This window comes from Nocardiopsis ganjiahuensis DSM 45031 (assembly GCF_000341085.1).
Lineage (GTDB): Bacteria > Actinomycetota > Actinomycetes > Streptosporangiales > Streptosporangiaceae > Nocardiopsis > Nocardiopsis ganjiahuensis.
On the sequence record NZ_ANBA01000009.1, the window covers coordinates 644248 to 658057 of the forward strand.

The 13810-nt window shown below is 71.3% G+C and carries 12 protein-coding genes; 1 reads left to right on the forward strand and 11 read right to left on the reverse strand.

Going from position 1 to position 13810, the window contains the following annotated elements:
- Window positions 1-28: 28 nt before the first annotated feature.
- The 9 genes from D458_RS0113960 to D458_RS0114000 all read right to left on the reverse strand — a co-directional run bounded on the left by D458_RS0113960 (window position 29) and on the right by D458_RS0114000 (window position 10772).
- The gene (locus D458_RS0113960) at window positions 29-1270 is read right to left on the reverse strand and encodes a glycosyltransferase family 4 protein (protein ID WP_017587375.1); all 1242 of its coding nucleotides are present in this window, start codon (window positions 1268-1270) and stop codon (window positions 29-31) included.
- On the reverse strand, window positions 1267-2217 hold the full coding sequence (locus D458_RS0113965; protein WP_017587376.1) for a phosphatidylinositol mannoside acyltransferase: 951 nt from the start codon (window positions 2215-2217) through the stop codon (window positions 1267-1269). The genes D458_RS0113960 and D458_RS0113965 overlap by 4 nt, the downstream gene beginning before the upstream one ends.
- Before the next feature lie 46 nt (window positions 2218-2263).
- Window positions 2264-2887 carry a phosphatidylinositol phosphate synthase gene (gene pgsA, locus D458_RS0113970; RefSeq protein ID WP_017587377.1) on the reverse strand — a complete coding sequence of 208 codons (624 nt, stop codon included), beginning with the start codon at window positions 2885-2887 and terminating at the stop codon, window positions 2264-2266.
- 155 nt (window positions 2888-3042) lie between these two features.
- On the reverse strand, window positions 3043-3618 hold the full coding sequence (locus tag D458_RS0113975) for an HIT family protein (RefSeq protein WP_017587378.1): 576 nt from the start codon (window positions 3616-3618) through the stop codon (window positions 3043-3045).
- 132 nt (window positions 3619-3750) lie between these two features.
- Window positions 3751-5562, reverse strand: coding sequence for a DUF885 domain-containing protein (locus tag D458_RS0113980; RefSeq protein WP_017587379.1), 1812 nt, complete (start codon window positions 5560-5562; stop codon window positions 3751-3753).
- A gap of 121 nt (window positions 5563-5683) precedes the next feature.
- Window positions 5684-6280, reverse strand: a complete 597-nt coding sequence (locus tag D458_RS0113985) for a GTP-binding protein (protein WP_017587380.1) — start codon at window positions 6278-6280, stop codon at window positions 5684-5686.
- Between the two features lie 34 nt (window positions 6281-6314).
- Window positions 6315-6731: a DUF742 domain-containing protein gene (locus D458_RS0113990; protein WP_225942487.1), complete on the reverse strand. Its 417-nt coding sequence runs from the start codon at window positions 6729-6731 to the stop codon at window positions 6315-6317.
- A gap of 98 nt (window positions 6732-6829) precedes the next feature.
- Window positions 6830-7231, reverse strand: coding sequence for a roadblock/LC7 domain-containing protein (locus tag D458_RS0113995; RefSeq protein WP_014909276.1), 402 nt, complete (start codon window positions 7229-7231; stop codon window positions 6830-6832).
- 232 nt (window positions 7232-7463) lie between these two features.
- Complete coding sequence (locus D458_RS0114000; protein ID WP_017587382.1) at window positions 7464-10772, reverse strand: sensor histidine kinase; 3309 nt, start codon at window positions 10770-10772, stop codon at window positions 7464-7466.
- A gap of 702 nt (window positions 10773-11474) precedes the next feature.
- On the opposite strand from D458_RS0114000, the gene D458_RS0114005 reads away from it, so the two are divergent.
- Window positions 11475-12677: a M15 family metallopeptidase gene (locus D458_RS0114005; protein WP_017587383.1), complete on the forward strand. Its 1203-nt coding sequence runs from the start codon at window positions 11475-11477 to the stop codon at window positions 12675-12677.
- A 36-nt stretch (window positions 12678-12713) separates the two neighbouring features.
- Here the strand turns inward: D458_RS0114005 and D458_RS0114010 are convergent, their stop codons facing one another.
- Both D458_RS0114010 and D458_RS37575 read right to left on the reverse strand, forming a co-directional pair.
- The gene (locus tag D458_RS0114010) at window positions 12714-13379 is read right to left on the reverse strand and encodes a hypothetical protein (protein WP_017587384.1); all 666 of its coding nucleotides are present in this window, start codon (window positions 13377-13379) and stop codon (window positions 12714-12716) included.
- 115 nt (window positions 13380-13494) lie between these two features.
- Window positions 13495-13719, reverse strand: a complete 225-nt coding sequence (locus D458_RS37575) for a hypothetical protein (RefSeq protein WP_017587385.1) — start codon at window positions 13717-13719, stop codon at window positions 13495-13497.
- Window positions 13720-13810 lie beyond the last annotated feature (91 nt).

Below are 13810 nucleotides of genomic sequence, written 5' to 3' on the forward strand. Positions count from 1 at the left end.
ACCAGGGTGACGAAGCGGACGTCCTCGATCAGGGCCGCTCACCCCGGCGCGACCGGGTCGCGGAGCGGCGTCCGGCGTCCGGCCGTACTCCGACGACGCGGTCCTGTCGGCCGTCCCCCATCAGGACGGTCTCGTACACGTGGGCGATGTCGGCGGCGACGGTGGCCCAGTCGTAGGCGCGCACCGCCTTGCGGGCGGCCACCGACAGGTGGGCGCGCAGCTCGGGTGAGTCGAGCAGTGCCCCGGCGCGTTCGGCCAGGTGGTCGGGGTCGCCGACCCGGAAGAGGTCCCCGGCCCCGCCGCCGTCCAGGACGGCGGAGAAGGCGGGGATGTCGCTGGCGACGACGGCGGCCCCCGCGGCCATCGCCTCGGTCAGGACGATGCCGAAGCTCTCCCCGCCCAGGTTGGGCGCGCAGAAGACGTCCGCGGAGTGGTAGGCGCGGACCTTGTCGGCGGCGTCGAGCCGCCCGAGGACGACCACGCGTTCGCGCAGGTCGTCCGGGACCCCGGACAGGTCGGCCCGGCCCGGTCCGGCCACGAGCAGACGCAGACCGGGCCGGTGCGGCGCCATTCGGGTGAAGGCCTCCAGCAGGGTGGACAGGCCCTTGCGGGGTTCGTCCAGGCGGCCCAGGAAACCGATCGAACCGCCCTCGCCCGGCCACCCGGGCAGCGGTTCGGCACGTGCGAAGCGGCGGACCGACACCCCGTTGGGGATGAGCACGGCGTCGCCGCCCAGGTGTTCGACCAGGGTGCGCCGAGCGGCCTCGGAGACCGCCACGCGAGCGTTGATCTTCTCCAGGGCGGAGCGCAGCGCGGTGGAGGTGGCGGACATGGCCCGTGAGCGCGGGTTCGAGGTGTGGAAGGTGGCGACGACGGGACCGTCCGCCGCCCAGCAGGCCAGCAGGGAGACGCTGGGCGCGGCGGGTTCGTGGATGTGGAGCACGTCGAATTCGCCCTCGGTGATCCACCTGCGGACCCGGGCCGCCGCGCGCGGACCGAAGCTGAGCCGGGCCACCGAGCCGTTGTAGGGCACCGGAACCGGGCGTCCGGCCGGGACCAGGTAGGGCGGCGGGTCGTAGGAGGCGTCGCCGAGCGGGGCCAGCACCGAGACCTCGTGGCCCATCGCTCCGAGCGCCTCGGCCAGGTCGCCCACGTGCTGCTGGACCCCGCCGGGGACGTCCCAGGCGTAGGGGCAGACGATCCCGACCCGCAGACCGGTCCGGGCCGGCGCCTGCTCCGGTCTCCTCGTGCCTGTCCGAGCTCGGATCACTGCCGCTGTTCCCGGTCGTCGTACGGAGCCGCCTCGGCCTCGCGGCGGCGGGCCAGGTCGGCGTCGTGGTCGGCGCTGAAGACGGCCTGGAGCATGTGCCAGTCCTCGGGGTGTTCGGCGATCGCGGCTTCGAAGACCCGGGCGAGCTCCTGGGTGGTGTCCTGGATGCGCTCGGTGCGGCGGGCACCCGCGGCGACGGGGATCTCGTCGTGGACGCGGATGTTCCAGTGGGGGCCGTCGTACCAGAGGGAGACCGGCATCAGGGCGGCCCCGGTGTTCAGTGCGAGGGCGGCGGGTCCGGAGGGCATCCGGGCCTTCTCCCCGAAGAAGTCCACCTCCAGGCCGGTGCCGTTGATGTCGCGGTCGGCGAGCAGGCAGACCAGCCCGCCCTCGCGCAGGCGGCGGGCGAGGGTCCCGACGGTGTTGGCGGCCCCGCCGGTCAGCGGCAGCACCTCCATCCCCAGGGACTCCCGGTAGGAGGTGAACCGCTGGAAGAGGCTCTCGGGGCTCAACCGCTGGGCGACGGTGGTCAGCGGGGTGCCTCGGGCGGCGATCCACGCCCCGGCGTGGTCCCAGTTGCCCATGTGCGGCAGGGCCGCCACGACCCCGCGCCCGGACCTGACGTGCTCCTCCAGCACCTCGATACCGCTCTGCCGGGTGTTGGCGAGGATGTGCTCCCGGCCCATGGCGGGCAGGCGGAACATCTCGTAGTAGTAGCGCATGTAGGAGCGCATCCCGGCCTTGGACAGAGCCCTGAGCTGGGCGTCCGTGGCGTGCGGGCCGATCAGCCTGCGCAGGTTGCGCTCCAGGCCGCGGGTGCCGTCGTTGCGGGTGCGCCAGGCCCGGTCGGCCAGCCGTCGGAACACCGCCCGTCCGGCCCCCTCGGGTGCGCGGCGGACCATCGTCCACCCTGCCGAGTAGGCCAGGTCGGCCATGCGTTCGTCCACGTCGTTTCCCTCGTCCTCGTGTCCTGCGGTCCCTCCGGCTGTACGGTCAGGCGCCGTTGCTCGTCTTCTTGTCCTCCCCCTCGGCGAAGCCGGGGTCGTTGAGGCGGGCCCGGGTCTCCACGAGGCGCTGGAGGACGGTGAGCAGGCTCATCGCGGCCAGCAGCCAGAGGCCGCCCGCCAGGATGTACGGGACGCCGAGCTCGCTCAGGCCGACGGCCACCAGGATGATCACCAGGCGTTCGGTGCGTTCGGCCACGCCGACGTCGCAGTTGACGCCCAGGCCCTCCGCGCGCGCCTTGATGTAGGAGACCATGAAGCCGCTGATGAGGCAGAACAGGGTGAGCCCGGCCAGCATCGGGTCGTCGCCCTCGCCCACGAACCACCACATGAGTCCGGCGAGGATCGCGGCGTCCGCGACCCGGTCGAGGCTGGAGTCGAGGAAGGCGCCGAAGGCACTGGCGCTGTCCTTGGCCCGGGCCACCGCGCCGTCGAGCATGTCGAAGAGGGCGAAGACGGTGATGACCACCGAGCCCGCGTAGAGCTGGCCTCGGGGATAGAAGTAGAGGGCGCTGACGACGACACCGGCGGCACCGATGACGGTGACGATGTTCGGCGTCAGGCCGATGCGGGCCAGGCTCCGGCCGAGCGGAGCGGTGACCCGGGAGATCATGGGGCGAAGGATTCTCAGCATGTCTTCTTGTGATCGTAGGGCGAGAACGGGCGTCGGGGTGGGAGCCGCACCCGGTGGGGGTGGCGTCGGCTCGGGGTGTCGGCCGGAACGGGTCCGGGGTCGGGGCCGGCCCGGTGGTTCGGGTGGCCCGGGGATCAGTCCCTCGGCCAGAGTTCGGCCAGTCGGGACCGGGTCTGCTCCAACATCTCGGGCAGGATCTTGGTCTGGCCGATGACCGACATGAAATTGCTGTCGCCGCCCCACCGGGGCACGATGTGCTGGTGGAGGTGCGCGGCGATTCCGGCACCGGCCACGGTACCCAGGTTCATGCCGACGTTGAAGCCCTGCGGGCGGTAGGCCTCGGTCAGCGCCCGGATACCCGCCTGGGTGAGCGCGGCGACCTCGGCGGTCTCGTCCTCGTCCAGCGAGGTGTAGTCCGAGACGTGCCGGTAGGGGCAGACCAGCAGGTGGCCGCTGTTGTAGGGGTAGAGGTTGAGGACCACGTAGGCGGACTTGCCGCGGGCCACCACGAGCCCCTCCTCATCGGTCAGGCCGGGTGCGCGGCAGAAGGGGCAGCCGTCGTCGGCCCCGGGGCCGGTGGGTTTGCCCTCCCCCTTGATGTAGGCCATGCGGTGCGGAGTCCAGAGCCGCTCGTACCCGTCGGGGGTTCCGGTCCCCGTTCCGGGGAGGTCGCTGGTCCCGCTCTCGGTCTCGTTGTCGGCGCCGTGCATGGCTCGTCCGTTCCCCTCGCATGACCGTTTCGTACTGCGCGTCCCAGCATAGGAGCGCCCGGTGGGAGAAGCGGCCCGGAAGACGCGGGGACCGGGATGTCGGCAGCCGGGTACGGCCGCCCCTTCCCCGCCCTAGAGCTCCGGCCCTTCGAGCCCCAGCAGGGTGCGCAGGTGCCGCGGGGACGGGCTGCCGTGGGCAAGCATGGCGTCGTGGATCCGGCCCACCGGTTCGCCGGGGCGCTCCCGGGCCAGGTCGCGGGCGATGTCGGAGACCTCGGCGTAGCCGACGTAGTAGGAGGACAGTTGGGCGCTGGTGAGCAGGGCGCGCCGCCACTTGCCGACCGCCTCGCCCTCCTCCTGGTGGCCGCGCTCGGTGAGCAGGGTGATCGCCTCGGCCTCGGTGAGGTCCCCGGCGTGCACGCGCACGTCCAGGATGGCGTTGAGGATGGCCCGCAGCCGCATCTTCAGCTGGACCAGGCGCAGCGCCAGGTTGGTGCGGCGGGTGGCGGGGTCGGTCCCGGCGGACCAGCCGTGGTCGGCCAGGACCTCCTCGGAGTGGACCGCCCACCCCTCGATGAACGTGCCGCTGCCGAGCACCGACCGCACCCGGGTGTGGCCCCGGCGCCGGGCGGCGTGGGCGAGCTGGAGCGCGTGCCCGGGCACGGCCTCGTGCACCATCAGGTTGCGCAGCATGCCCGCGTTGTACTCGCGCAGGAAGGACGTCCGGCGTTCGGCCGGCCAGTCCTCGGGCGGCGGGGCCACGGCGATGAAGGTGGGCTGACGCCGAAGGCGTTCGTTTGAGGGCGGTGGCGGGAGACGGGTGGGCGTGGGCTGACGCCGAAGGCGTTCGTCCGAGGGCGGTGGCGGGACAGCGGAGGGGGAGTTCGGGTCGAGCGGGCCGGGCGGGTCGCAGTAGGCCACAGCCACGCCCCGGCGGGAGACCGGCATCGGGACGACGCTGACCGGGTCGTCGTACACGGTGGCCAGGTCCAGTTCCCGGACCCGGGAGTAGAGGTGCTCCAGAGCGTCGGTGCAGGCGGGGACGACTCCTTCGGACCCGGTCTCGAACTCGTCGGCCAGGGCGGACAGCACCTCGGCGACCTGGCCGGCGCGGCGGGGCTCGCCCGCGTACTCGGCGGCGGCCTCCGCGATCGCCTCCTCCGTCGCCAGGAGGTCGCTCTCGGCGCGCACCAGCAGCGCGTCCGGGGAGAGTTCGGAGTCCAGGGTGTACCAGAGCTGAGCGGCGAACTGGCGGGCGCCCAGGCGCGGATCCGCGGTGGCGAACTCGAGTTCGGTGCGCAGCCAGGAGGTGTACTCCTCGAGTGCCGCCAGGGCGGCCTCGCGGGCGGGCTCCACCCTCGAACCGAGTTCGGGGTGTTCGGCGGCCAGGGCGGGCACGGCCTCGGCGAGCATCGTGCGGGCGCCCTCGAGCCGGCCCAGCGCGGTCTCCACGTGCACGCGGGGCATGCCCGGGCCCTCGGACAGGCGGGTGCGCGCGGTGTCCAGGTAGGCGGGCAGGGCGGCGCAGCGCGCGGCCAGTGCCTCCAGGCGTTCGGGGAGCGGGAGGGTGTCGCGCTCCAGGAGCGCGTGGACGGCCTCGCCCGGTGAGTGGATCAGCGGGTCCCAGGTGTGCGGGCGCAGTTCCGCGGTGTGCCACAGGTCCGCGCTGACCCTGGTCCGGAGCATCTCCAGGTCGACCCGGTCGTCCGCGGGGATGAGGTCGGCGTCGATCTCGTCCAGCGAGCCGAGGGCGTCGGTGAGGACGGCGACCCTGCGGGAGTCGGCCTCCACCGAGTGGTCGGTCAGCCGGCCGGCTCCCCGGGTGTCTCCCAGGTCCAGCGCCCACTCCGGGGCGTCTGCGAGGAGCGCGTCGAGCACCCGCTCGGCCACGTCTCGGAACCGTCGGGTCATCTCGGCCGCGTCCGGCTGGGAGGAAGAGCTCATCCCGCCATGATGCCAGCCCGGGGCCGCTTCTCGGTCGTGCGGACAGCACGAACGCCCGGTTCCCGCCGTGCGGGAACCGGGCCGTGCTCTGTGCGGGACCCCGGCCCGGGACAGATCCTGGTCAGCGCCAGGTGTTCTGGCCCCCGGTGGAGGTGGGCTGCTGCCCGGCCACGCCCTCGGGGTCCCCCACCGTGATGGCGTGCTCGACGAGGGTGATGAGCGTCGACTTGGTGGAGGCCTTGTCACGGGCGTCCACCTGGACGATGGGGATCTCCGGGCTGAGCGTGAGCGCGTCCCGGACCTCGTCAGCGGCGTGGGGGTAGTAGCCGTCGAACCCGTTGATGCCCACGATGAAGGGCAGACGCGCCTCTTCGAAGTAGTCGATCGCGGGGAAGCAGTCGGCCAGACGACGGGTGTCCACCAGGACGACGGCGCCGATGGCGCCCTTGACCAGGTCGTCCCACATGAACCAGAACCGGTGCTGTCCGGGCGTGCCGAACAGGTACAGGATCAGGTCGGAGTCGAGGGAGACGCGGCCGAAGTCCATGGCGACGGTCGTGGTCTGCTTGTCCGGCGTCTTGGCGAGGTCGTCCACCCCGACGCTGGCGCTGGTCATGACCGCCTCGGTCGTCAGCGGCACGATCTCGGAGACAGAGCCAACGAATGTCGTCTTCCCGACACCGAAGCCCCCGGCGACGACGATCTTGACCGACGTCATCGCGTTCCCCCCAGCACCGCCTTCCTCGGCTGGGCTAGAGCTTGCGAAGTCCACTGAGCACCCTTTCAAGCAGGTTGGTGTTGGGGCGAGCGTCGTTGTTGAGCGAAGACCTGATCTGGACCAGTCCCTGCTCGGACATGTCCGCCACAAGCACCCGCGCCACACCGAGAGGCATCCGCAACAGCGCGGAGATCTCCGCCACGGATCGCCATTCCCGGCACAGGTCACTGATCGCCTGCCATTCAGGCGTCAGAGTCCCTGACTCGTTCCGGGCCGCCGCGGTGGCCGAGATCAGCGCTTCGAGTGGAAGCTGAGACTTCGGCTTCGTACGGCCCTTGGTGACCGCGTACGGACGCACCAGCGAACTGGGTGCGCTGCCCGGCGCGGGTCGTTGGTCATACGGTTGTTGGATTGGTCGAGGAACATCTCCGCCGCCCGGCACGGCCGGCATCCCTCCTGTGGGGGGATGGCCCGGCTGTTGTCCGAACCACGAGGCGCTCCCGGCATCTCTACTGTGAGGTGCCACCACTTCCTCCTGTCGGTGGTGGATCAGTGGATTCCCGAGGTGCGCGCCGTTGGTGTCAGCGCCCGCCCCGCCCGCTCGACGAGCAGGGTCATCTCGTACGCGACCAGACCCAGGTCGCTCTCGGCCGCCGCGAGGACCGCGAGGCAGGAGCCGTCGCTGATGGCCATGATGAGCATCAGCCCCCGCTCCATCTCCACGACGGTCTGGGCGACCGCTCCACCCTCGAACACCCGGGCAGCGCCCTGCGTCAGGCTGGACAGACCAGAGGCGATTGCCGCCAGCTGGTCGGCCCGGTCTGCCGGGAATCCCGCGGACGAAGCCAACGGAAGGCCGTCAGAGGAGACGACGATCGCGTGGGCCACATCGGGTACCCGGTCGGCAAAGTCAGTGATCAACCAGTTGAGTTCATTCACCTGTCGACTCATCTGATCTCCTGTCCAAGTTCGCCGGTCGATCTTTTGGCACTGCTACCGCCGGCACGGCATGTGACAGCACTGCCTCTGCGAACTGCCCGGCCCCTCCCGCGGGGGTGACCGGGAGTCTGGTGTTCCGCTCTCGTCAAGCGATGGGTGTGGTGCGTCCGAGAAGCTCGGTAGATGCTATTGCATCCGGCTTCCGGGAATAAGGGGGACCCCGTCCCACCACTGGCCACTTGGGTCACTCCTCCGTCGAACTGTCGCCGAGCCGGTTCCGACCGTCGCGGACACCCTTCTGGAAACCCGAGAAGCGGTTGCGGACCCGGTCCGCGCTTCGGGCGGGCATCTGCTTGAAGTTCTCCGGCTTGGGTGCGGTCCCAGGGACAAGGTTTGCCTTGGGAACTCGTTTTGGCAAGCCCGAGGTGGTGAGACCACCGGCGAGCGGCTCGGCCGCGGTACGTGCGGCCTTCCAGCCGCGGTCCGCCGCGGAGTTCCACTCCTGCTCGGAACGGGGGTTGGGGTCGGGCTGCTGGGCTGCCTCCTTGCGGGGGCGCTGGGCCTCCTGGGGCGGCTGCGGCACCTGCTGGATCGGGCCGGTCTCGGTGGTGTCCACGGTGGGACCCCCGGAACGGCGCTTGAACCAGTTGGACTCGATCGCGTCGAAGATCGGCAGCGAATCGGCGTCCTCGCCCGCCGGGGTCGGCGGGACGACGGTGTTGTTCGGTCCCTGGGCACCACCGTAGCGGCGCGAGAGGTAGGCCGTGGAGCCGTAGCCCTCTCGGGAGTCGCCGCCACCGGTACGCCAGTTCCCGGTGTCGTTGGGTTCGGGCTGCTGGGGCGGCTGAGCCTGCTGGGGCTGCTGCGGTGCCTGCGGTGCCTGCGGCGCCTGGCGGGTTCCGGTGTCCCAGGCGGAGACCGCCGGGAACGTCTCGGTGCTGTCCTCACCCCGGACCGGGGCCGACGGGGCCTCGTACTTGCCGGTGTCGAAGGTCCCGGTGTCGGAGGCGCCCGTGTTGTGGGAACCGGTGTTGCGGGGAGCCGGGTCGAAGGCGCTGCTCCGGTGTGTACCGGTACTGAAGGCGTCGTAGGCGTCCGAACCCTGGCGCTCGGCCTCGGTGGGTCGCCTGAAGGCCCCCGTGTCCGTCGTGGGGCGGCTGAAGGCCCCCGTGTCGGAGGTACGGCGGAACGAGCCGGTGTCCGGGGTGTTGAACGAACCCGTGTCGGTGCTGTTCCGGGGCGCCGGGTCGAACAGGCTGCGACCGGTGGTCTCCTCCGGCTGCGGCGCGTCCTCCTCCGGCACGTCGTAGGGGTCCACGACCGAACCGGAGTTGTCGGGCACGCCGTTGTTGGGCGAGAGTCCCGCGGTGCGGTCGGGAGCCTCCCAGACCGAGCCCGTGCTGGTGGTGTTCCACAGGTCCTGGCCGCTGGGCGGGTGCTCGTCCGAGCGTCCGCCACCGGGCTTGCGCTTGGGCAGGCCGCCCAGGTCGCTCGCGACGGCGCCGGACTCCTGGGTCTGCCAGGGGTCGTTCGGCTCGTCGGCCGCCGGGCTGGCGGCGAAGGCCGCCTCGGCGTCGGCGAAGGTGTCGGGAGCCCCCGCGGAGAGCTCGGGCCGGCTCTCGGCCCCGCCCAGGGAGTGCTGGCCCTCGACCGGGGTGATGAGCAGGTCGGGCGGGAAGACGACGCTGGCGGTGGTACCGCCGCCGTGCGCTTCCTTGAGGCTCATGCGGATGCCGTGGCGGTGCGCCAGGCGCGAGACCACGAACAGACCCATGCGGCGCGAGACCGCGACGTCGATGACCGGCGGGGCGGCCAGACGGGCGTTGACCGCCGCCAGGTCCTCCGGGGCCATGCCGATACCGCTGTCGGTCACGTCGACCTGCACGGCGCCGCTGTCCAGGATCTTGGCGCCGACCTGCACCTCGGTGTCGTGCGGGGAGAACGACGTGGCGTTCTCCACCAGCTCGGCGACGAGGTGGATGACGTCGTTGACCGGGCGTCCCAGCACCGAGATGTGGGAGGGGGCGCGCACGTTGACGCGCTCGTACTGCTCGACCTCGGAGACCGCGCCGCGGAGGACGTCGACCAGCGGGACGGGCTGAGCCCACTTGCGGGTGTTGTCCTGACCGGACAGAACCAGCAGGTTCTCGTTGTTGCGACGCATACGCGTGGCGAGGTGGTCCAGCTGGAAGAGGTCGGAGAGGCGGTCGGCGTCCTGCTCGGACTGCTCCAGACCGTCGATCAGACGCAGCTGCCGTTCCACCAGGGTCTGGCTTCGGCGGGAGAGGTTGACGAACATCGCGTTGACGTTGCTGCGCAGCGCGGCCTCGTCGGACGCCAGGGTCAGGGCGACCCGGTGGACGTCGTCGAAGGCGCGGGCGACCTCGCCGATCTCGTCCTGGGTGTCCACCTCGATGGGCGTGACCCGGACGGTCTCGGGGACCGCTCCGGCCTCCTGCATCCGGTTGATCGACTCGGGCAGGTCGCGTTCGGCGACCCGGCGCGCGCCGTCCTCCAGGGTGCGCAGCGGGCGCACCAGGGAGCGGACCACGAGGGAGGTCAGGATGAAGACGGCCAGGAGCACGCCCGCGACGATGATGAGGTCGATCACGGTGCGCATCAGGGACTGGTCGCGCAGGTCGTTGGCGTCGTCGGCGATGCCCTCGGCCAGGGTCGACTCGACCGTCTGGAGGCGGTCCAGCGCGGTGTCGGCGATGAGCGCGTAGTCCTCGGGGCCGTCGTTGGGGGTGACGCCGGTGAGGGGGTCGGTGCGGTCCGCGCGGTACATGACGCGCATGCGCATGGTGGAGACCTGGCTGACCTCGAGACCGGTGAAGTTCTCGTCGAAGACCGCCCGCTGCTCCGGGGAGGCCGCCTGGACGAAGTTCGAGATCTCGTTCTCGTAGCGGGCCCGGCTGGAGTCGATGGCCTCGGAGATACCGCCGGTCATCGTGTTGCGGGCCAGGGAGTGGCCCATCAGCGCGGTCTCGTAGGAGAGCTGGTCGCGAGCGTTCGACAGGGCGGTGAGGGCGCGGACGCTCTCCCGCAGTTCGGTGTCGCTGGTCTCGTCCGCGATCGTCTGGTTGAAGTCGGAGAGCGATCGGGCGATCGTCCGGTACTTGGTGACGACGGGGAGGACCGTGATCCGGGTCTCGTCGACCTCGGTGCGCAGGGACTCCAGCGTGGAGAGCTGACTGCGCATGGCGGACAGACGGGTCTGCGCCAGGTCGCCGTCCATCTCGCCCATGTCGTCGAGACGGGCGGTCAGTGTGCTCTGGAGATCCCGCGAGGCGTCCCGCTGGGTCTCCATCTCCTGGCGGAGGTCGTCCGAGCGTCGGCTCGGGTCCGCGTTGTCGGAGATGTAGACGGCGCTGGCCGTGCGCTCACGGCCGAGCTGGTTGGCCAGGTCCACGATGAGGACGCCCACCTGGGCTCTGTCCTCGATGTGGGCGTGGGTGACCGTGGAGACCGAAGCCTCGTAGACCCGCAGTCCGCCGAGCGCTAGCGCTACGGCGGTGGGGATGACGATGAGGGCCACCAGTCGGGAGCGCACCCGCCAGTTACGTGGCCGCCACCAGTTGGCTCTGCGCCGGGGCGTGGCATCGGCGTTATCGGCCTGCGCTGCCTCGCTCTGCGCGCTGGCCCCGTTTTTCGTCGCTCGTGTCGACACGGACCCTCGCAACCTTTCGTGTCACCGCCTCGAACGGCTGTTGAACCCAGGGATCGGACCGCTCCAGACCGGAAAAATCGGTATAGACCACAGTGGTCCACCAGAAGCAGGAAGCGGTGGGAATGTGGGGAGATGTGAAGACTGTCCGCCGGACTCGCCTGGGAGGAGAGGCGCCGCGCACCGACACTGTCGTGGTGCGCGTGCGGTCCATAGCGTACCAATGGGCGAGAAGGGCTTGCTTCGGACGTTTGGTGCCGAACTAGCAAGATCATCTTCGGCCGACCATGACCATAATGCCCCGCCTGTCCGCATTATGACCAATCCCCCAGGTCAGACAGGCAGACCGAAAACCGGCCGGACATTGAGGTAACTATTTGGACACACCCCCAACTTCACCACCAACGCTTCCTCTCCGTGACATCGTGGAACGACGTATACGCAGGTCCTGAGGGGGAAGCGGAAATGCGCACCTCGTCGCGCCCAATTTTGACTACCCAGAGCGATGACCACGTCGCCGAAAGCTCTCCTTGCAGTTCACGCCGGTTCGGCGCAGCACACCGTATTTCGGTCAACACGCTGCTCCCGTTGAGCACCGCGCTGCTGTTCGCACTCACCTGCGCCGCCCCCGGGACCGCCGTCGTCACGCCCCAGGAGGTGTCCGAGGCACCGGAACAGGGCGACCTGGACGTGCTTCGCGTGGAGCTGGCGGCGGCACGCGCGGAGGTGTCCGCTCTCCGGGAGGACGCCGCGGAGAGGATCCGGGACTACGAGGAGGAGAGCGCCCGGTTGGAGGAGCTCACCGGAGAGCGCGAGGCCGCCGACTCCCGGGCCGAGGCCGCGGGCCGACGCCACGAGGAGAGCCGGCTGGGTGCCGCCCGACAGGCCGCGAACGCCTACAAGGGCGGCGACCTGAGTCTGATGCAGGCCTGGGTCGGCCCCGAGGGGCCCGCAGGGGCCCTGGAGCGCGGGGCCTACCTCACCCTGTTCGGCGAGCACCGCTCCGCCGACCTGGCCCGAGCCAAGGCCTCGCAGGTCGCCACGGACGCCCTGGCCGAGGCGGCCGAGAGCGCGGAGCAGGAGCAGGCCGAGGCGGCCGAGGCCGCTGACACCGCCCGCGAGGCGGCGCTGGAGGCCATCGCCGTACAGGAGGAACGGGCCGAGGAGCTCCTGGGGCGGCAGACCCTGCTGGAGGAGGCCCTGGCCGAGTCCCGGGACCCGGAACGCGAGGAGGAACGCCGTGAGGAGACCCTGGTCGACGCGCGCGCGGCCGTCACCCAGCAGGCCGGGACCGCCCAGGCCGGCGCCGTCCCGGCCGCCGAGGTGACGCTGTCGGGCGGGGAGGCGGCGGACGGGGAGCCCGACGCGGACACGGAGAGCGGCTGCACGGACTCCGGCACCGGCGGGTTCGAGAACGGGCGGATCCCGGACACGGTGCTGTGCCCCCTCCCCCAGCCGGGCGAGCAGCTGCGCGCCGACGCCGCGGCGGCCTTCATCGAACTCGACGGGGCGTTTCGGTCCGAGTTCAACCGCCCGATGTGCGTGGCCGATTCCTACAGGCCCTACCACGAGCAGGTCCGGCTCTTCCAGGAGATGCTGCCCGGTATGGCGGCCCGGCCGGGCACCAGCGCGCACGGACTCGGGATCGCCGTGGACCTGTGCGGCGGCGTGAACGAACTCGGCACCGCGGAGCACCGGTGGATGCTCGACAACGGGCCGGACCACGGCTGGGACAACCCGGACTGGGCACGGGGCGGCTTCGAGCCCTGGCACTGGGAGTTCGCTCCGTGAACCGGGGCCCCGAGGCCGGCAGCCCCGGCCCCCTGATCAGACCTGGGAACCGACCCTGACCTCGAAGGTGCCCAGGTCCCCGGCGTCGACGAAGAGTTCGTCGTTCTCCTCCAGGGCGGGGGTGGTGACCGGCAGCAGCGCGCGGACCCGGCCCGGGCCCGAGGTCAGCCATCCGTGTCCGGGAGCGATCAGGCCGCGCCCGTTCTCCAGGTCGTCCACCGAGGTACTCAGCTCCACCGTCCGTCCCGCCACCTCGTCGGCGGTGGTCAGCACGGGTCCCAGACTCAGCTGGACGGCGTGGCCCGCCGCGTCCAGCCACAGGCAGGCGGGCGTGTAGGCGCTCGCGGGCCCGTCCCCGCCGGCCAGCGCCGCCACCCCCACACAGGCCGTCCTGGCCTCGGGCAGCACCGCGTCGTCGACCCCCCGCACCAGCTCCGGGTGGATCTCGAACTCGCGGTCCCCCGCCCGTACCGGCACCAGCGCCGTGGGCGTGACCGGGGCGCACATGCGCGCCTCGGGTTCGACGATGATCTCGATCGCGCCGTCGACGGCCCGCGCGTACGCGGCTTCCATGGCCTCGTGCCCGCCGTCCAGCAGCTCCCCGAGGCCTTCCGGTCCGGGGCTGCCCATGACGTCACCGTCGTCCAGCGCACCGACGCGTTGACCTCCGCCGCTCGGCGACAGATAGGTGACCCAGCGCAATATTCCTTCTTCCATCTGGCCGTGACCTCGCCACCGGAGGCGGCACCGGCGCCGAGGCGGTCTCTGGGGGCGCACTCATCGGCGATCGGTCACGGAGTGTGTGACCAGGTCTGTTCTAGGACACCACGACCGGGCTGTGTTCCTTGCCGGTTCCGGCGCACCCGCGGCAGGGTTCGTCGACCCTGTGCCAGAGCACCATCCCGTTGCCGTCCCGGTGCGGCCGCTCGGGCCGCCACCACCCCGTTCCGGAGCAGAACCGGCAGTCGACACCGTCCCGGTCGCACCATCCGCACGCGGAGATCGCGCACCTGGTGTGTGTCGGTTGCCGCGTCGGCTCCATGCGCTCCCACCGTCTCCCGCGAACTCCGCGAAATCGCGACCAGCCTTGCACAGGCGACACACAGGAGTCCAGCGGGGACGGTGGGACGAAT